Below are 18,728 nucleotides of genomic sequence, written 5' to 3'. Positions count from 1 at the left end.
GGCCCGCGCGGGCCGGGGCCGCGCTCACCAAGCAACCATTTGTTTCTCGTCTCAGCCGAAAAGCCCGTTGACGGAATTACGGGCATCACGGCGCACGAATATCTCGCCCGCACGTTAAACGGTCACAGATGAGATGATTTATCCGGTTATTTCTTAGGAACCCCTGAGTCACCTCTGTGAGAACCCATAGAACGACCGCGAGATACGGACAGGGAGACGGCACCATGCCCCCCACGTGCGACAGAAGGGTCCCAGTAGACGCCCCCATTAGGCAAAGAATAGAATCTTAATGAAGTCTGTGACAGCCCATATAATTTGCTTGATATAGTCACCTTTTCTGACTACGCTCACCTTTCATGGGGGAACGACGGGGCAAAACAACCCAAGAAAGCAAGCACCTCTCATCTTCAGCACGTAGCCGATCTCAGCGGATCCCAACGGGGTGGGTCCGATGAGCGCCTTTCTCGGCTACCTCATCTCAGAGCTGAGCTGGACCGACCTGCTGTGCTCGACGGTGGCGGCGCTCCTGGCCGTCGTGTCGTCCACGCTCGGCGCCCGCCGGCACACCAGGTCCATGCTGGCCAGGAGCGAGAGCGCCGCGGCACTTCACGAACGGCGCCGGATCGCCCGCGACCTGCACGACGGCGTGGGCCACGGCCTGACCGTCATCGCCCTCCAGGCCCGGAGACTGACCGGCTCGCCGGCGACGGCCCACCACGTGGCCCAGATCATCGAGGAGACGGTCCAGGCGACCCTGTCCGACCTGCGAGGGACCCTGGCGGACCTGCGGCACGAGCCGTCTCCCTCTCGGGGGAGGCCCGGCCTCCCCCTCGGGGAGGAGCCGCGGCACCACGACGACGGCGTGCTCCTGTCGACCAGGCTGACCGAGCTCGCCGGGCGCTATCCCTTTCCCGACCTGGTCGTGCGGCTGCGCAACGTCGCCGCCGAACGCCACGTGCCGCCCGAGGTCGCCCGGACGGCGTTCCGCGTCGCCCAGGAGGCCCTGACGAACGCGCTCAAGTACCACACCGGCCCGGTCCACCTGGAGGTCGGCTTCGGCGAGAAGCTGAGCGTCTCGGTGATCAACGAGACGCGCTCCCCCGGTGTGAGGGCGGTGGCCATGCCCCTCCCGCGCAGGCAGGGCGGCACGGGGCTGCACGGCCTGTCGGAACGCGTCGCCGAGCAGGGAGGCCACCTGGAGTCGGGGCCGCTGACCGGGGGCGGTTTCGTCACCCGGGCCGTCATTCCCGTGACCTCCGCCATCTCCAGAGAGGACCAGCCATGCGGAAGATCCGCGTCCTGATCGCCGACGACCAGCCGCTGATCCGCAGCGGTCTGCACGCCATCTTCGACGGGGTGCCGGACATCGTGGTGGTCGGGGAGGCACGGCACGGGGTGCAGGCGGTGCAGTCGGTCAAGACGCTCCGCCCGGACGTCGTGCTGATGGACATCAACATGCCGCGCATGGACGGCATCACCGCCACCAGGGAGATCTGCAAGCTGGGTGCCGGCTATCCCGCGAAGGTCGTCATCCTGACCATCTACGACCAGGACGAGCACGTCTTCGAGGCGCTGCGCAGCGGGGCCAGCGGCTTCATCCTCAAGCACACGCCCACCGACCGGCTGGTCGACGCCGTGCGCGAGGTCGCCGAGGGCGACGCCCTGCTGTCGCCCTCGGTGACGCGCAAGCTCATCGACGAGTTCGCCAGGCGCCCGGTGCTCTCGGCCGCGCCGACCGCCGTGCTCGGCCAGCTCACCGAGCGGGAGCGCGAGGTGTTCCAGCTGCTCGTACGGGGATACGGCAACGACGAGATCGCCCGCGCGCTCGTGCTCGGCGACAGCACGATCAAGTCGCACGTCCAGCACCTCTACCAGAAACTCGGCGTGCGCGACCGGGTGCAGATCGTGATCTTCGCGTACGAGAACGGCCTGGTCGCGGCCACCCCCCGGGGCTGACGCGCCTCCGGAGCCCGAAGACGGCCGCCTCCCTCGGGGAGGCGGCCGTCCCGCGCCCGGCCCGCTTTCGCGAAGGCAGCCCGGCTCCCCCAGGTCCGGCTGCCCTCGGGCCCGGCTGCCCTCGGGCCCGGTTCACCTTGAGGCCCGGCGCCCCTCAGGCCCGGCTCACCTCGGGGCCCGGCTCACCTCGGGGAAGGAGACGGTCCCCTCACCGGAGGAGCCCGGGGTTCACGCCGGCGGCGGACGACACCGGCCGGGCCGCGTTCCTACGGTGGGACGGACCCGATCGACCGGCCACCGAGGAGTGCCCGTGCCCGACCAGATCCTGATCGTCGCCCGCCTCAGCCCCGGCGGTTCCGGCGAGGTCTCCCGCCTCTTCGGCGAGTCCGACGCCGGCGAGCTCCCCCGCGCGCTCGGGGTGACGCGCCGCGACCTGTTCCTCTACCGGGACCTCTACCTCCACCGCGTCGAGTTCGAGGGCTCCGCCGCCGAGGCGATGGCGCTCGCCCGCGGGCGGGAGGACTTCCTGCGGCTGAGCGCGGACCTCGACCCGCACGTCAGGCCGTACGACCCGGACACCTGGCGCGGCCCCGCCGACGCGATGGCGCGGCGGTTCTACCACTGGACCCCCGAGGAGCGCGCCCTGTGACGATCTCACCGGCCACCGCACCGGTCACCGCGCCCGGACCGTGGGCACGCTGCCCCGGCTGCGCGGCCATCGTGTACGCCCCCCGCCTGGCCCGCGCGCAGCGCGTCTGCCCCGAGTGCGGTCACCACCACCGGCTGGGCGCCGTCGAGCGGCTCCGCACGCTGGTGGACGACGGCTCCTTCCGCGCCGCCGCTCAGGTGCGCGGCGGCGACCCGCTGGGCTTCACCGACTCCCGGCCCTACACCGAGCGCCTCGCCCGGGCGCGGGAACGCACCGGCCTGGACGACGCCGTCCTGCACGGCACCGCGACCGTCGGCGGCCACCGCGTGGTCGTCGCCGTCATGGACTTCTCCTTCCTCGGCGGCAGCATGGGCTCGGCCGTCGGCGAGGCCGTCACCCGCGCCTGCGAGCGGGCGCTGAACGAGCGCGTCCCGCTGGTCCTGGCCGTCGCCTCCGGCGGCGCCCGCATGCAGGAGGGCGGCCTGTCCCTGATGCAGATGGGCAAGACCGCCCAGGCGATGCGGCGGCTGCGCCGGGCGGGCGTGCTCAGCGTCTGCGTGCTGACCGACCCCACCTTCGGCGGGGTCACCGCCTCGTTCGCCACCCTCGGGGACGTGCTGGTCGCCGAGCGCGGCGCGCTCGTCGGCTTCGCCGGGCCGCGCGTCATCGCCTCGGCGACCCGCGAGAAGCTCCCCCGGGGGTTCCAGAGCGCCGAGTACCTCGCCGCGCGGGGCATGCTCGACCGGGTCGAACCCCGCGACGGCCTGCGCCCCCTGCTCGCCCGGCTGCTCTCCACGACCGGCGGTGCCGCCGCTCCCAGGCCCCCCGAGGAGCCGCCGTCCTCCGGCGGGCCCGCGGTGGTGATCCGCGACCCGGGCGAGCTGTCCGGCACGCTGACCGCCCAGGAGACCGTACGGCTGGCCCGCGACACCCGGCGCCCGACCGCCCTCGACTACATCTGGCACCTGTGCTCGGACTTCGTGGAGCTCCACGGCGACCGCACGTACGGCGACGATCCGGCGATCGTCGGCGGCACCGGCCTGATCGACGGGACGCCGGTGATGGTCATCGGCCACCAGAAGGGCCACGACACCTCGGAGCTGGTCGCCAGGAACTTCGGCCTCGCCCACCCCGAGGGGTACCGCAAGGCGCTGCGGCTGATGTCGCTGGCCGACCGGCTCGGCCTGCCGGTGGTGACCCTCGTCGACACCCAGGGCGCGGCCCCGGGCGTCGGGGCCGAGGAGCGCGGCCAGTCCTGGGCGATCGCCGAGTGCCTGGCCGGCATGTCGGAGCTGTCGGTCCCGGTGGTCGCGACCGTGGTCGGCGAGGGCGGCAGCGGCGGGGCGCTGGCCCTCGCGGTGGCCAACCGGGTGCTGATGCTGCGCCACGCCGTCTACTCGGTGATCAGCCCGGAGAGCTGCTCGACGATCCTGTACGGCGACCCCTCGCACGCTCCCGAGCTGGCCGAGTCCCTGCGGATCACCGCGCCCGAGCTGCTGCGGCTCGGCGTCGTCGACGGCGTCGTCCCCGAGCCGCGGGGCGGCGCGCAGGAGGACCCGGCGGCGGCGATGGACACGCTCAGGGCGGCCGTCCTGGAGTCGCTGCGCGAGCTGTCCGGGCTGAGCGGCGACGAGCTGCGCAAGCACCGCCACGAGAGGTTCCGCGGGCTGGGAGTGATCGAAGGTGGATGAATCGAAAGTGGACGAATCAAAGGCGGACGAGCGGCCTCCCGGCGGACCGGCCCCCGGGACCAACGGGAGACCGGCATCCGAGGTCGCCGGGAGATCCGGCTCCGAGGAGGACGCGCACGCGGTGATGCGGCTGCTGCGCGAGGAGGCCGGCAACCTCGTCAGGACCGTCCCCGGCCCGGTGGCGGCCATCTCCCTGCGCCTGGGCGAGTGCGCCCTGGAGGTGACCTGGGCCTTCCCACAGTCCTCCGCACCGGACACGCGGCCCGCCGCACCCGGCACGCGGCCCGCCGCGGACACCCGCCCCGTCGCCGTACCCGCCCCCGAGGGGGCCGCGCGGCCTGCGGAGCCCGGCCCCCTCGACGAAACGCGGGAGCACTCCTCCTCGTACGCGGTGACCTCCCCCCTCGTCGGCACCTTCTACGTCGCCGCCGAGCCGGGAGCGCCGCCCTTCGTGCAGCCGGGCGACCGGGTGGACGCCGGTCGGACGGTCGGCCTCGTCGAGGCCATGAAGCTGATGAACCCGGTCGTCGCCGGGCACGCGGGCGAGGTCGTCGAGGTGGTCGCGGGCGACGGCGAGCCGGTGGAGTACGGGCAGGTCCTGGTACGGCTGCGGACGGACGGCACATGAGTTTCTCCAGGATGCTCATCGCCAACCGGGGCGAGATCGCGCTGCGCGTGGCCAGGACCTGCCGCGAGATGGGCATCGAGACCGTCGCCGTGTACTCCACCGCCGACCGGGACGCCCGGTTCACGGCCTACGCCGACAGGGCCGTCCACATCGGCCCGGCCCCGGCGCGGCGCAGCTACCTGTCCGTGCCCGCCGTCATCGAGGCGGCCCTGCAGACCGGGGCGGAGGCGATCCACCCGGGTTACGGCTTCCTGTCGGAGGACGCCGACTTCGCCAGGATCTGCGCGGACAACGGGATCACCTTCGTCGGCCCCTCACCCGAGGTCATGGAGTGCGTCGGCGACAAGGCGCGGGTGCGCGCCCTGATGGCCGAGGCCGGGTTGCCCGTCCTGCCCGGCAGCGACGGCGCCGTACCCTCGGCCGCCGAGGCCGAGCGGGTCGGCGCCGAGATCGGCTACCCGGTCATCGTGAAGGCCGCCGCGGGCGGCGGCGGGCGGGGCATCGAGGTGGCGCGCGACCGGGCCGAGCTGCGCGACGTCTACCGGCGCACCACCGCGTCCGCCCGGCAGCTGTTCGGCAACGGCGACGTCTACGTCGAGCGGTTCGTGCCCGTGGCCCGCCACGTGGAGGTGCAGCTGCTGGGAGACTCCGCCGGGACCGTCGTACACCTGGGAGAGCGCGACTGCTCGCTGCAGCGGCGCAACCAGAAACTCGTCGAGGAGGCGCCCTGCCCCGCGCTGCCCGAGGAGGTGCGGGCCCGGCTCGGCGAGTACGCGGTGGCCGGGGCGCGGCACGTCGGCTACACCGGCGCGGGGACGATGGAGTTCCTGGTCGGCCCGGGCGGGGAGGCGACGTTCATGGAGATCAACGCCCGCATCCAGGTCGAGCACCCGGTCACCGAGATGCTCACCGGGATCGACCTGGTCAGGGAGCAGATCCGGGTGGCCGCGGGCGAGCGCCTGTCCTTCACCCAGGAGCAGGTCCGCCTCACCGGCGCGGCCATCGAGTGCCGGGTGAACGCCGAGGACCCCGGCGCGGGGTTCCGTCCCGCCCCCGGCCGGCTGGAGGTCTTCCGCCCGCCCGGCGGGCCCGGCGTGCGGGTCGACTCCGGGTTCGCCCAGGGCGACGCGATACCGCCGGACTACGACTCGATGATCGCGAAACTGGTCGTCTGGGCGCCCACCCGGCGGGAGGCCGTCGCCAGGGCCGACCGCGCGCTCGCCGAGTTCGCCGTGGAGGGGCCGGGGGTGGCCACCACCATCCCGCTGCTGCGCGATCTGCTCGCACAACCGGGGTTCGCCGCGGGTGAGCACAGCACCGGATTCGTGGACGCGTTCATGAGCGAGCGGGGACATATACCCTGGTCTGCGTAAACTTTTCTGAATGCCAGCGTAAATCCGGGGTACTCGCCAGCACATGACCGATTCTCAGGGAATCATCGGAGCCCGCTACCGCCTGCTCGAACGCATCGGCCGAGGAGGCATGGGAACGGTCTGGAGAGCCCGTGACGAGGTGCTGGGCCGCGATGTGGCGATCAAGGAGGTCATCCCCTCCCCCGACCTCACCGAGCCCGAACGCGAGGTCTTCACCGTCCGGACCCTCAGGGAGGCCCGCGCCGCCGGGCGGATCGGGCACCCGGGGGTGGCGACGGTCTACGACGTGATCGAGGAGCAGGGTCGCCCCTGGATCGTCATGCAGCTGGTCGACTCCCGCACGCTCGGAGCGGTGATCAGGGAGGACGGGCCGCTGCCACCGATGCGGGTGGCGCGGATCGGGCTGGAGGTGCTGGGCGCGCTGCTCGCCGCCCACCACGCGGGCGTCCTGCACCGCGACGTGAAGCCCGACAACGTGCTGATCGCCGCGGACGGGCGGGCCGTGCTCACCGACTTCGGCATCGCCGTCCTGGAGGGCGACTCGTCGATCACCAGGACCGGTTCGCTCATCGGCACCCCGGCGTTCATCGCGCCGGAGCGGGCGAGCGGCGGTCCGGCCGAGTTCGCCTCCGACCTGTGGTCGCTCGGGGTGACGCTCTACGTGGCCGTCGAGGGCCGCTCCCCCTTCGAGCGGGCCCACCCGCTGGCGACGCTCAGCGCCGTCATGCACCAGGAGCCGTCACCGATGCGGTTCGCCGGGCCGCTCGCCCCGGTGATCTACGGCCTGCTCCACAAGGATCCCGCGCGGCGCATGTCCGCCCGCGAGGTGCAGGTCCATCTGGGCTCGCTGGTGAACGGGACCGCCCCGCAGCCGACCGTGCCCATCGAGCTTCCCGCGGACATGCCCGTCGAGCCGCCGGCCGAGACGCTGTCCGGGCGGTCGAGCGGGCCGTACCCGGTGATCCCCGTGGCCGCCGCGATCCCGGACGGCGCTCCCACCGCCGCGGCCGTGCCGCCCGTGCCGCCGTCCGCGCAGACCTGGCCGGGGGCGGAACCCGAGCCGGTCCCGGCCTCCTCCCCCGGGAGGCGGCGCCCGGCGATGGCCGCCCTGGTCGCGACGGCGCTCGCCGTCGCCGTGACCGCGGGAGGGGTGGCGTGGGTCGCCGCCAACTCCCCGTCCCAGGGCCCCAAGGAGCCGCCGACCTCGTCGAGCGTGGCGCCGGAGAAGGCGAAGCCCTCGAAGGAGCCTGAGCAGGCGAAGGTGCCCGCGCGCGACGACTCCCCCCGGAACGGCGGGAACGGGACCTCGGAGCGCCCGGCCCCGGACCGGCAGGGCAACGGCGACCCCGCCCCGCAGGACAGGCCGACGGACAAGCCCTCACCCAAGCCGACGGGCAAACCCTCCCAGGAGCCCTCAGAGGAGCCCGAGGAGGACCCCGCCGAGCAGGAGCCGGACGGCGGGGACCAGGGGGGTGACGGGACCGACGAGGGCTCGGGCGGGGACGACGCGCCGGGCGACGGGCAGCAGGGCGACTCGCCCGACCAGGTCGACCCCGGCGCCGCGGCGGCCGCGCTCGACACGAACCCCTGAGGCGCGCCGGCGGACCTGCCGGGACCCGGCAGGGACCCGTTCAGGACTCGGCGGCGACGACCGTCAGGGCGTGGGCCAGGTCGTCGGGGTAGGCGGTGCTGAAGGAGACCCACTCCCCGGTGGAGGGGTGCTCGAAGGCCAGCGAGACCGCGTGCAGCCACTGCCGGCTCACCCCCAGGCGCGCGGCCAGGGTGGGGTCGGCCCCGTACAGCATGTCGCCGACGCACGGGTGGCGCAGCGCCGACATGTGGACCCGGATCTGGTGGGTGCGGCCCGTCTCCAGCTTGATGTCCAGCAGCGACGCCGCGCGGAACGCCTCGATCGTGTCGTAGTGGGTGACCGAGTCCTTGCCCCCGGCCACGACCGCCCAGCGGCCGTCGCCGACGGGGTGGCGGTCGATCGGCGCGTCCACGGTGCCGCGGTGCGGGTCGGGGTGGCCCTGGACCAGCGCGTGGTAGCGCTTGTCGACCGTACGCTCCTTGAAGGCCCGCTTCAGGTGGGAGTAGGCGTGCTCGCTCTTGGCGACGACCATCGCGCCGGTGGTGTTGGCGTCCAGCCGGTGCACGATGCCCTGGCGCTCGGCCGCGCCGCTGGTGGACACCCGGTGGCCGGCGCCCAGCAGGCCGCCGATCACGGTGGGCCCGGTCCAGCCGGTGGTCGGGTGGGCGGCCACGCCGATGGGCTTGTTGACGACGACGATGTCGTCGTCCTCGTACACGATGTGCATTCCGGGCACCGGCTCGGCCACCGGCATCGGCGCGGTGGGCGGCGGCGGGAGGGTGACCTCCAGCCACGCGCCGCCGTGGACCCGGTCGGACTTGACCGCGGTCGAGCCGTCGACCAGCACGTCGCCGGCGACGATCAGCTCGGCCGCGCGCGTGCGGGACAGGCCGAACAGGCGTGACAGGGCGGCGTCGAGGCGCTCGCCCTCCAGCCCGTCGGGGACGGGGAGGCTTCGCCGGTCAGCCATCGTTGTTCTCCTTGATTTCCTTCGTGTCCTTCGTGGTCTTCGCGGCTCCCGTGTCGCGCGTGCCGTCGATCTGGTAGCCCCGCCAGGCGAGGATGACCGCCAGGATGCCGCCGCAGACGATCGACGAGTCGGCGATGTTCCAGACCGGGAAGTGACCGGGGAAGGTCTCGATGAAGTCGACCACGTGCCCCTGGAGCGGCGAGGGCCTGCCGGGACCGAAGCCCGAGGGCCAGCGGAAGATGCGGTCGGTGAGGTTGCCGAGCGCCCCGCCGAGCAGCAGGCTCAGCGTGATCGCCCAGGGCAGGCTGCGCAGGTTGCGCGCGGTGCGCAGGATCGCCACCACGACGACGGTCGCGACACAGGTGAAGATGATCGTCATCCCGGTGCCGAGGCTGAAGGCCGCCCCCGAGTTGAAGATCACCCGGAACTGCAGGAGGCCGGGGATGACCACGAGCGGTTCCTTACCCTCCAGGGTCCTCAGCACGAGGGTCTTCGTGAGGAGGTCGAGGACGTAGACGATCGGGACGATCGTCGCGAGTACGGCGATCCGCCGCGCCGGGAGGGGGGCGGCCGGAACCGCCCCCTCCTCGGTGTCGCCGGTCAGCGGCGTTCCTCCCGCTGCTTGCAGGCCACGCACAGCGTCGCCCTCGGAAACGCCTGAAGGCGCTCCTTTCCGATCGGCTGATGGCACGATTCGCACACTCCGTAGGTCCCCGCGTCGATCCGGGCGATCGCTCGCTCGTTCTGCGCGACCAGGTCGCGCGAGTTCAGGGTAAGGGCGATTTCGCGCTCGCGTTCATACGTCCGGGCTCCGGCGTCGGCCTGATCGTCTCCCGCACCGTCGGTGACGTCGCTGGACGCGATCTCCATCTCGGCCTTGGCGATCTCCGCGGTGAGCTCGCGGATCTCCGTGGCCAGCTGCTCCCGGACCTCCTTGAGCTCCTCGGCCGACCAGGTGACGACGGCGCCGTCCTGGGACGGCGCCACCGCGCTGTTGTCTGCGCGCACGGTCGCGGCCATGGCGGCCTCCTTGTTCGATGGACCGTCTCCAATGTGGTAAACGGTGCGGGCAGCTTAGGTCTCCCATAACAGAACGGCAAACGACCCGCCGCAATCTTTACCACTCCCGTAACATCCGGTCGCTTCCCCCTGATTCCGCCCAGCGGACCTCAATACGGGGAAGCTTCCGGGGGGCGGGTGCGTTATCGTGTGAGCCTGCAAGGCGTTGATGGGGACAGCAACCTCCGCATCCCCTCGCACGAGCGACCCGGGGACGGTGCGAGCCCGGGGCGAGGCGCGAAGGCACGATCACCCCGGAGCCGCCGGAAGAACGGCCGTGCCTGGTTCACAAGGCGGCCCGGTAGACCCGGCAGCAGACCGAAGGAAGAGGGCCTTCCGCGTTCTCGCGAAGGTCAAGAAGGGTGGTACCGCGGGGCCGCACGGCCTCGTCCCTTCACGCCAGAGCCGGTTCCAGCGTGGAGGTCCAGCCCATCATGTCCGCCTATTTCCGTTCTCTTCCTGCGCAGGTCGATCTTCCCGCGCTTGAGCACGAGGTGCTCGACCGCTGGCGGGACGGCAAGATCTTCGAGCGCTCGGTCGAGCAGAACGCCGGCGGCCCCAACTGGGTCTTCTACGAGGGCCCGCCCACCGCCAACGGCATGCCCGGCGTCCACCACGTCGAGGCCCGCGTCTTCAAGGACCTCTTCCCCCGCTACAAGTCGATGCGCGGCTTCAACGTGCCCCGCAAGGCGGGCTGGGACTGTCACGGCCTGCCCGTCGAGGTCGCCGTCGAGAAGGAACTCGGCCTCTCCGGCAAGAAGGAGATCGAGGCGTACGGCATCGCCGAGTTCAACGACCGGTGCCGCGAGTCCGTGCTGAAGCACGTGGACGCCTTCGAGGAGATGACCGAGCGGATGGGGTACTGGATCGACCTGTCCCAGGCCTACCGCACGATGGACCCGGCCTACGTGGAGTCCGTCTGGTGGTCGCTCAAGGTCATCTTCGACAAGGACCTGCTCACCCGCGACTTCCGCATCACCCCGTACTGCCCCCGCTGCGGCACCGGCCTGTCCGACCACGAGCTGGGCCAGCCGGGCGGCTACGAGACCGTCACCAGCCCGTCGGTCTACGTCCGCATGCCCGCGACCTCGGGGCCGCTCGCCGACCTCGGCGCCTCGCTGCTGATCTGGACCACCACGCCGTGGACCCTGGTCTCCAACACCGCCGTGGCCGTGCACCCCGACGTGACCTACGTCGCGGCCCGCCCCGCCGGGTCCGACGAGGTCCTGGTGGTGGCCGAGCCGCTGCTCGCCGCCGCGCTGGGCGAGGGCGCCGAGGTGCTCGCCGCCTTCCAGGGCGCCGACCTGGAGCACACCACCTACACGCGGCCCTTCGAGCTGGTCGACATCCCCGGCGCGCACTACGTGGTGCTCGGCTACTACGTCACCACCGAGGACGGCACCGGCCTGGTCCACCAGGCGCCCGCCTTCGGCGCCGACGACATGACGACCTGCAAGCGGTACGGGCTGCCCGTGGTCAACCCGATCGGCCCCGACGGCCGGTTCCTCGACGGCGTGCCCCAGGTCGGCGGGCAGTTCTTCAAGGACGCCGACGAGGGGCTCACCGCCGACCTGCGCGAGCGCGGCCTGCTCTACTGGGGCAGCCACTTCGAGCACAGCTACCCGCACTGCTGGCGCTGCCACACCGCGCTGCTCTACTACGCCCTGCCCGCCTGGTACATCCGCACCACCGCGATCAAGGACCAGCTCCTCGCCGAGAACGAGAAGACCAGCTGGTACCCCGAGACGATCAAGTGGGGCCGGTTCGGCGAGTGGCTGCGCAACAACGTCGACTGGTCGCTGTCGCGCTCGCGCTACTGGGGCACCCCGCTGCCCCTGTGGGTCTGCACCGCCGACGAGTCGCACGTCACCTGCGTCGGCTCGCTGGACGAGCTGAGCCGCCTGTCCGGCCAGGACGTCTCCGCGCTCGACCCGCACCGCCCCTACGTCGACGACGTCACGCTGCCCTGCCCCACCTGCGGTAACGAGGCGCGCCGGGTGCCCGACGTGATCGACGCCTGGTACGACTCCGGCTCGATGCCGTTCGCCCAGTGGGGTGCCCCGTACCTCAACGAGGAGATGCTGGAGAAGGCCTACCCCGCCCAGTTCATCTGCGAGGCCACCGACCAGACCCGCGGCTGGTTCTACTCGCTGATGGCGGTCGGCACGCTCGTCTTCGGCAGGTCCTCGTACGAGAACGTGCTCTGCCTCGGCCTCATCCTCGCCGAGGACGGCCGCAAGATGAGCAAGCACCTGGGCAACGTGCTCAAGCCGATGCCGCTGATGGACCAGCACGGCGCCGACGCGCTGCGCTGGTACATGGCCTGCTCGGGCTCGCCGTGGGCGGCCCGCAGGGTGGGACACGGCGCCCTGGAGGAGATCGTCCGCAAGGTCCTGCTCACCTACTGGAACACCACGTCGTTCTTCACCCTGTACGCCAACACCGAGTCCTGGTCGCCGTCCCGGCTCGCCGAGGCACCCGCGTACGACGAGCGCCCGCTCATCGACCGCTGGGCCCTCGCCGAGCTGCACCGGACCGTGGCCGAGGTCACCGCGTCGCTGGACGTCTTCGACACCGCCCGCGTCGGACGCCGCCTCGCCGAGTTCCTCGACGACCTGTCCAACTGGTACGTGCGCCGCTCCCGCCGCCGCTTCTGGACCGGCGACCCCGCGGCGTTCGCCACGCTGTACGAGTGCCTGGAGACCGTCACCCGGCTGATGGCCCCGGTGGTGCCGTTCACCACCGACTACGTCTGGGACGTGCTCCGCGACCCCGAGGCCCCCTCCTCGGTCCACCTGGCCACCTGGCCCGAGGTCAACGGCGAGCTGCTGGACCCGGAGCTGTCCGAGCGGATGGCGCTGGTCCGCCGCCTGGTGGAGCTGGGCCGCTCGGCCCGCGCCTCCAGCGGGGTCAAGACCCGCCAGCCGCTCGGCCGCGCCCTGGTCGGCGCCCCCGGCTGGGCCGCGCTCTCCCCTGAGCTGCGCGAGCTCATCGCCGACGAGCTCAACGTGAAGGACCTGGAGGACCTGTCGGGGATCGGCGCCGACCTGGTGTCCTTCACCGTGAAGCCCAACTTCCGGGCGCTGGGCAAGCGGTTCGGCTCGCAGACCAAGCTGGTCGCCTCGGCCGTCACCGCCGCCGACCCCGCCGAGCTCGCCCGCGCGCTCCGTACCGGCTCGCCGGTCGCGGTGGAGGCGGGAGAGCTGGGCAGCGTGGAACTCGGCGCCGACGACGTGATCGTCACCGAGCAGCCCAGGTCGGGCTGGGCGGTGGAGGCCGGCGCCGGTGAGACCGTCGCCCTCGACCTCACCATCACCGACGAGCTGCGCCGCTCGGGCCTGATCCGCGACGTCATCCGCCTGCTCCAGGACACCCGCAAGTCCACCGGCCTGTCGATCACCGACCGGATCGACGTGTGGTGGTCCACCGGCGACGCCGACCTGGCCGAGGCGCTGCGGACCCAGGGGCGGACGGTGGCCGACGAGGTCCTCGCCGTCTCCCTCACCGAGGGCGGCGCCGACGACCTCCCCGCCCACAGCGACGCCGAGCTGGGCCTGACCTTCCAGCTCCGCCGCACGACGACGACGGTCTGACCTCCGGTCCCGGCGATCCGGCCTGCCCCGCTCCGAACGGCCAGGCCGGATCGGAGCGGCCCGGGAAGGCCGGCGAGAGCGGGATCGCGTACGGACGCGGACACGGCCGGGGTCGTGGGGACGCCCTCCCCGCGACACCGGCCGTCCTGTTTCACGACTTTCGCGACGACTTCTGCGACGACGACAGGCCAGGCACTTGGAACCTGGCCTGGTGGGCCGGTCAGATCACGGCCGGCGGTTCTGGCGGCAGATCGGGCAGTTGGTCAGACCGGCCTTCTCGGCCTGGGCCCGGGACGTGGTCTCGACGCCGTTGCCGCTCACGCTGGCGCCCTTGACGAGAGGGCAGTCGGAATCGTGGAAACGGCGGGTGCCGACGATGACCGTGACCGTCTCGCTGTCAGCCTCGTCCTCCCGGGCCTGCGGAGCCTCCTGGGCCTCCTGGGCCTCGGGACGCGGCCGGTCCTTGAGGGCGGGGATGCCGCCGGAAAAGGTGGCGTCGCCGTGGTCGCCGTGGTCGCCGTCGTCGCCGTCGTCGTCGGAGGCGCCGCGGTCGTCGCGGGAGGAGCCGGTGGCGGCTTCGGGCGTCGCGCCGGTCGAGGCCGCCTCGGGGGCCGCGGCGGGTTCCGCGGAGGTGGAGTCGGCCGCTACCTGCCGCCCGGCGCGCCCGGGTGCGGTCTCGGCCGGCTCCACCGGTTCGGGGGTGTCGCCCTTGGCGGGGGTCTCTCGCCCGGAGGGACCCGGGGGCTCCGAGGAGACGTCCCGCCCGGCGGTCACGGTCTCGGCCTTCTCGGGGGAGGACTTCTCACCGGGGACGGCCTCGGCGCGGGCCTTCCCTCCGGCAGGGTCGGCCTTCGCGGGCTCGGTCCTCGCGGTGGCGGATTCGGCCCTGGCAGGTCCGCTCCCGGCCGGTTCGGCCTTCGCGGGCCTGGACGTGGCGGGCCTGGTGGGCTCGGCCTCGGCGTCCTCGGGCCCGGTGGACCCGGGCCTCGCGGGCGCGGCCGGCTCGGGCGCTCCGGCGCGGCTCGCGGAGACGGCCGTGGCGGACGTCCCGGAGGGACCGGAGGCGTCCGGGGCGGCGGGCTCGGTCTCGGCGGGCCTGGCAGGCTCGGTCTCGGCGGGCTTGGGCTCGGACTTCGCGGAGGCGGAATCGGGCTTGGCGGAGGCGTCCGCGGACGTGGCGGAGGCCGCCGCGCTCGCCTGCGCGACCACGTCACGGCTGAACCAGCTGGTGGCCTCGGACGCGGCGTGCGGGATCTCGGGGATCCGCGGCAGCTGGACCGCGGCCGGGCGAGCCGGCTGCTCGGCGGAACGGGCCTGCTGCTCCGGGCGAGTCCGCTGCTCCGCAGCCGGACGGGCCGCCTGCTCCGCGGGGCGGGGCGGGGAGCCCGCGGGCTCCTGGGGCCGCGCCTGCGGCTCGGGAGACTGGATGTAGGGCCGGGCGACCGGGACGACGGGCTCCTGCGGGGGGCGCTGGGCCTCCTGGCGGGACGCGGTGCCCTCGCTCCTGGTCACGGAGGTCTCCGAACCGGCGGGTGCGGCGTCGCGTCCGGCGGCCGGAGATGTCTGAGACGTCGAGGACGCCGGGGACGCCGGGGACTCAGCCCTGGTTCGCGAGGTCTCGGCCCCGGGCCGCTGCTCGGGTCGCTGGGACTCGGGCCGCCGGGACTGCTGGGACTCGGGCCTCTGAGGTTCGGGCCGCTGGGACTCGGGCCGCTGGGACTCGGGCCGCGCTCCAGGGGCCTGCTGCCCACCGGCCGGGGCCGTGGGCTGACCGGGCTGACCAGGTCGTACGGGCCGGTACGGGGCGGTGAAGCGGGCGGTGGCCTCCTGGGGGCCGGGCTCGCGGGTGTCGCCGAGGGAGCCGGACTCGCGGGAGACGTTCAGCGGCGCCTCGGGCGTGCGCGCCCCGGGCGGGGTCTCCCGCTGCTGGGGCCCGGAGGCAGGGTCTGCGGGCAGGCACGTGGTGCAGGGCGTGAAGCCCTCCTCCCGCGCCTCCTCGTGGGTGAGCTCCTCATGCTCCCTGCCGGCCAGCTGGCGGCATCCCGCGACGTGGTAGCGCTTACGGCCGGGGATGACCAGCACGATCGCCTCGGGGTCCAGGGCGCCCCGCCTCGCCGCTGCGGCGGTGGCCGGCCCGGCCACCGGGCCGCGTCGCGGCTGGGCCGAGGCGGCGGGCGCCTGTTGCGTCCCGGGCCGCACCATCATCTGCTGTGGCGCGGGAGGCCGGCCCGGCACCTGGTGCGGCGTGCCGTGCGGCTGGTTCGGCACGCCGTGCGGCGCGGGCAGTGGCCCGGCCGGCATCGGTCCCTTCGGAGGAAGGGGTTGAGAGGCCCCGGCGGCTCCGCCGGGGAACAACTCGTGGCGGCGCAGCAACGCCCCGATCACCAGGAAGACTGCGGACAGCATGCTGACCGCGATCGACCAAATGACCAGGAATGGCTTGGCCAGCACGAATCCCGCGATGAGCAGGACGATGGCCGTGAGTACCAAACCGGCGCTGATGAGGATCACAGAGAGACTCCCGGATGCGGGTCAAGGGGATGACCCGACACCTTAGCGGCGGTCGTTGTGAGGACCGTCAACGCCCTGGAAGGCACCGGAGTGCTGCGAGGGATCGCCGCCGAACGGGTTGGGCGCGCTCTGGAGGGTCGGCTGACCGCCCTGAGCCACCGCGTGGGACATGGCCGGGGGCCCGCTCACGATCGGGAACCCGCCGCTGCCCTCGGCGGCGACGTTCAGCTCGGCGAGCTGGTTCTCCAGGTACAGCTTCAGGCGGCTGCGGTACTCGCGCTCGAAGCTGCGAAGCTCCTCGACCTTGCGCTCCAGCTCGTCGCGGGTCTGCACCAGGGAGCCCATGGCCTGACGGTGCCGCTCCTGCGCGTCGCGCTCCAGCGTCTCCGCGCGGGCACGCGCGTCACCGATGACCTGCTCGGCCTGGCGACGTGCCTTGCCGAGGATGTCGTCGGCCTCGCGACGGGCCCGGGTCACCGTCTCGTCCGCCTCCCGGCGGGCGTCGGCGATGGCCTGGTCGGCCGTCTGCTGCGCGAGGGCGAGCACGCGGGCCGCGGTGTCCATGTTGTCCTCGGCCGGAGGCATTCCCATTCCGACGGGAACGGGCTGCTGATGCTGCACCGGCTCGGGAGCGCGCATCGGCTCCGGCTGCTGCATCATCATCTCGGGCTTGGGCTCGGCGATGGGGGCGGGCGCCATGGCCATGCCCATACCGCCGGGGACCTTGCCCCGCAGGCACTCCGCCAGCTTGGCGCGAAGCTCCTCGTTCTCCTGTATGAGACGGTCCAACTCGGACTCGACCTCATCGAGGAAGGCGTCTACCTCTTCCTCGTCGTAACCCGGCCTGAGTCGGGTCGTACTGAATTGCTTGTTCCGCACGTCGGCGGGCGTCAGCGGCATTTCGGTCTCCTTGGCGCGCTTGGAGTCTGTCCGGGGGGACGGTACCCGATCAACGAAGCGCGGACACGAGTTGGATCAAGACCAAGACCACAATGAACAGCACTGTGAAGCTTAGGTCAAAGGCCACCGTACCCAACCGGAGTGGTGGAATGAAACGGCGGAGGAACTTGAGAGGTGGGTCGGTCACCGTGTATACGGCTTCCGCCAGCACCAGGACGATGCCGGTGGGGCGCCACTGACGTGCGAACGCCTGCACCGTCTCGAAGATCATTCTGCCGATCAGCAGGATGAGATAGATGGACAGGACGAAGACCAAGATCCCGCTAACGATCCCCACGGTCCGTACCCGCCTCCACTCCGCTCTGCCGTCCACTGTCCTGTCGGGACCTGTCGGGCCGGTCACTGTTCATGGTGGAACTCTAGCTCTGGTTGAAGAATCCGCGTTCCGCGATTCGGGCCTTGTCCTCGGCGGTCACCTCGACATTGGCTGGGGACAACAGGAACACCTTGTTGGTAACACGTTCGATGCTGCCGTGTAGGCCAAAGACGAGACCTGCCGCGAAATCGACCAGCCGCTTGGCGTCGCTGTCAACCATCTCGGTCAGGTTCATGATGACCGGGGTGCCGTCGCGGAAGTGCTCGCCGATGGTGCGCGCCTCGTTGTACGTGCGGGGGTGGAGCGTGGTGATACGCGCCAGATCGGTCGTGCGGCGCTCCAGGAGGGCCGTCGCGGGCCTCGGAGCCGGCACGCCGGGGTCGGTGTCGTCCTGGAGGTCGTGGACCGTGCCAGGGCGTTCGTCGCCCTCGCGGCGCGTGTCGTCGAACTCCTCGTACTCGTCGTCGGGGTAGCTGTCGTATCTCTCGTAGCGGTCGTCCTCAACAAGACCGAGGTAGACCGCCATCTTGCGCATCGCGCCGGCCATCGCTACTTCTTCCTCCGTCTTACGTCAGATGTGCCCGAGGGGCCTGCCCGACCGCCCTGAGCTCACCACCGTTCCACCGCTGTCCGGATACGCGGACGCCAAGGTCCACTTGAAGGGACATTACCTGACGAAGGGCTTCCTGCGACCGAGCAACGCCGTACCGACACGCAGGTGTGTCGCGCCGTTGGCGATCGCCTGGGACATGTCCCCGCTCATCCCCGCCGAGATGACACCCGCGCCCGGGTGGGCCTTCCGGACGGACCGCGCGATCTCCCCCAGCCTCGCGAACGCCCCGCCCGGCTCCTCGCCCAACGGCGCCACCGCCATCACCCCGCCCAGTTCGAGCCCCTCGGCCCCGGCGACGGCGTCGGCCAGGGCCTCCACCTCCGCGGGCCTCGCCCCGCCCCGCCCGGGGTCGCCGTCGAGCGCGACCTGCACCAGGCAGGTGATCGTGCGTCCCGCCCCGGCCGCCTCCCTGCTCAGCGCGGTGACCAGGCGCGGGCGGTCGACCGAGTGGACGACGTCCGCGTAGCCGGCCACCGAGCGGACCTTGTTGGTCTGCAGCTGGCCGACGAAGTGCCAGCGAAGACCGAGCCCGGCGCACTCGCGCGCCTTGGCGGAGGCCTCCTGGTCGCGGTTCTCCCCGACGTCGGTGATCCCGAGCTCGGCCAGCAGCCGTACGTCGGAGGCGGGGTAGGTCTTGCTCACCGCGATGAGCGTCAGCTCCTCGCGGTGACGGCCGGAGGCCCGGCAGGCTTCGGCGATCTGCGCCTCGACCCGGGCCAGCCCGGCCGCGATCTCGTCACGTCGTGTTGTTTCCGTCACATCTCCGCCGCTCGGACACTGGCAAACCGGCGGGGCCCATTCTTCCCGGCACGGCCGGG

At 72.3% G+C, this 18,728-nt stretch carries 16 protein-coding genes; 8 read left to right on the top strand and 8 right to left on the bottom strand.

Features of this window, described 5'->3' with window-relative positions; genetic code table 11:
- Positions 1-451 precede the first annotated feature (451 nt).
- The 7 genes from ACFYWM_RS00790 to ACFYWM_RS00760 all read left to right on the top strand — a co-directional run bounded on the left by ACFYWM_RS00790 (position 452) and on the right by ACFYWM_RS00760 (position 7,888).
- A complete protein-coding gene (locus ACFYWM_RS00790; RefSeq protein WP_389906954.1) occupies positions 452-1,303 on the top strand; it encodes a sensor histidine kinase in 852 nt (283 codons plus the stop codon).
- Complete coding sequence (locus ACFYWM_RS00785) at positions 1,282-1,956, top strand: response regulator (RefSeq protein ID WP_389906952.1); 675 nt, start codon at positions 1,282-1,284, stop codon at positions 1,954-1,956. The genes ACFYWM_RS00790 and ACFYWM_RS00785 overlap by 22 nt, the downstream gene beginning before the upstream one ends.
- Positions 1,957-2,266: 310 nt before the next feature.
- Entirely contained in the window at positions 2,267-2,605 is a 339-nt protein-coding gene (locus ACFYWM_RS00780) for a TcmI family type II polyketide cyclase (RefSeq protein WP_389906950.1), read from the top strand.
- A complete protein-coding gene (locus tag ACFYWM_RS00775; RefSeq protein ID WP_389906948.1) occupies positions 2,602-4,296 on the top strand; it encodes an acetyl-CoA carboxylase carboxyltransferase subunit alpha in 1,695 nt (564 codons plus the stop codon). Before ACFYWM_RS00780 ends, ACFYWM_RS00775 begins: the two co-directional genes overlap by 4 nt.
- Before the next feature lie 7 nt (positions 4,297-4,303).
- A complete protein-coding gene (locus ACFYWM_RS00770; RefSeq protein ID WP_389906946.1) occupies positions 4,304-4,924 on the top strand; it encodes an acetyl-CoA carboxylase biotin carboxyl carrier protein in 621 nt (206 codons plus the stop codon).
- Entirely contained in the window at positions 4,921-6,297 is a 1,377-nt protein-coding gene (locus ACFYWM_RS00765; RefSeq protein ID WP_389906944.1) for an acetyl/propionyl/methylcrotonyl-CoA carboxylase subunit alpha, read from the top strand. Before ACFYWM_RS00770 ends, ACFYWM_RS00765 begins: the two co-directional genes overlap by 4 nt.
- Positions 6,298-6,340: 43 nt before the next feature.
- Positions 6,341-7,888, top strand: coding sequence for a protein kinase (locus ACFYWM_RS00760; protein ID WP_389906942.1), 1,548 nt, complete (start codon positions 6,341-6,343; stop codon positions 7,886-7,888).
- Between the two features lie 40 nt (positions 7,889-7,928).
- Here the strand turns inward: ACFYWM_RS00760 and ACFYWM_RS00755 are convergent, their stop codons facing one another.
- The 3 genes from ACFYWM_RS00755 to ACFYWM_RS00745 are packed head-to-tail and all read right to left on the bottom strand — an operon-like array spanning position 7,929 to position 9,878.
- Positions 7,929-8,858 (bottom strand): RluA family pseudouridine synthase, encoded by a 930-nt coding sequence (locus ACFYWM_RS00755; RefSeq protein WP_389906940.1) that lies wholly within the window; start codon positions 8,856-8,858, stop codon positions 7,929-7,931.
- Positions 8,851-9,495 carry a signal peptidase II gene (locus ACFYWM_RS00750; RefSeq protein ID WP_389906938.1) on the bottom strand — a complete coding sequence of 215 codons (645 nt, stop codon included), beginning with the start codon at positions 9,493-9,495 and terminating at the stop codon, positions 8,851-8,853. Before ACFYWM_RS00750 ends, ACFYWM_RS00755 begins: the two co-directional genes overlap by 8 nt.
- Positions 9,459-9,878: a TraR/DksA family transcriptional regulator gene (locus tag ACFYWM_RS00745; RefSeq protein ID WP_389906936.1), complete on the bottom strand. Its 420-nt coding sequence runs from the start codon at positions 9,876-9,878 to the stop codon at positions 9,459-9,461. The genes ACFYWM_RS00750 and ACFYWM_RS00745 overlap by 37 nt, the downstream gene beginning before the upstream one ends.
- A gap of 473 nt (positions 9,879-10,351) precedes the next feature.
- Here ACFYWM_RS00745 and ileS point away from each other — a divergent pair, with 473 nt between their 5' ends.
- Entirely contained in the window at positions 10,352-13,510 is a 3,159-nt protein-coding gene (gene ileS / locus ACFYWM_RS00740) for an isoleucine--tRNA ligase (protein ID WP_389906934.1), read from the top strand.
- A 225-nt stretch (positions 13,511-13,735) separates the two neighbouring features.
- On the opposite strand, the gene ACFYWM_RS00735 is transcribed toward ileS, so the two are convergent.
- From ACFYWM_RS00735 to ACFYWM_RS00715, 5 genes are all read right to left on the bottom strand, one after another.
- Complete coding sequence (locus tag ACFYWM_RS00735) at positions 13,736-16,021, bottom strand: hypothetical protein (RefSeq protein ID WP_389906932.1); 2,286 nt, start codon at positions 16,019-16,021, stop codon at positions 13,736-13,738.
- 42 nt (positions 16,022-16,063) lie between these two features.
- On the bottom strand, positions 16,064-16,921 hold the full coding sequence (locus ACFYWM_RS00730; protein WP_350973933.1) for a DivIVA domain-containing protein: 858 nt from the start codon (positions 16,919-16,921) through the stop codon (positions 16,064-16,066).
- A gap of 49 nt (positions 16,922-16,970) precedes the next feature.
- The gene (locus tag ACFYWM_RS00725) at positions 16,971-17,258 is read right to left on the bottom strand and encodes a YggT family protein (RefSeq protein ID WP_344748313.1); all 288 of its coding nucleotides are present in this window, start codon (positions 17,256-17,258) and stop codon (positions 16,971-16,973) included.
- An 82-nt stretch (positions 17,259-17,340) separates the two neighbouring features.
- Positions 17,341-17,844 carry a cell division protein SepF gene (locus ACFYWM_RS00720; RefSeq protein WP_389906930.1) on the bottom strand — a complete coding sequence of 168 codons (504 nt, stop codon included), beginning with the start codon at positions 17,842-17,844 and terminating at the stop codon, positions 17,341-17,343.
- A 120-nt stretch (positions 17,845-17,964) separates the two neighbouring features.
- On the bottom strand, positions 17,965-18,669 hold the full coding sequence (locus ACFYWM_RS00715; RefSeq protein WP_389906928.1) for a YggS family pyridoxal phosphate-dependent enzyme: 705 nt from the start codon (positions 18,667-18,669) through the stop codon (positions 17,965-17,967).
- Between the last annotated feature and the right edge of the window lie 59 nt (positions 18,670-18,728).

Origin of the sequence: Streptosporangium sp. NPDC002721, assembly GCF_042888905.1 — a bacterium.
Taxonomy (GTDB): Bacteria; Actinomycetota; Actinomycetes; order Streptosporangiales; family Streptosporangiaceae; genus Streptosporangium.
Note: the sequence above shows the minus strand (reverse complement) of the source record. Positions and strands in the feature narration are given on the sequence as shown.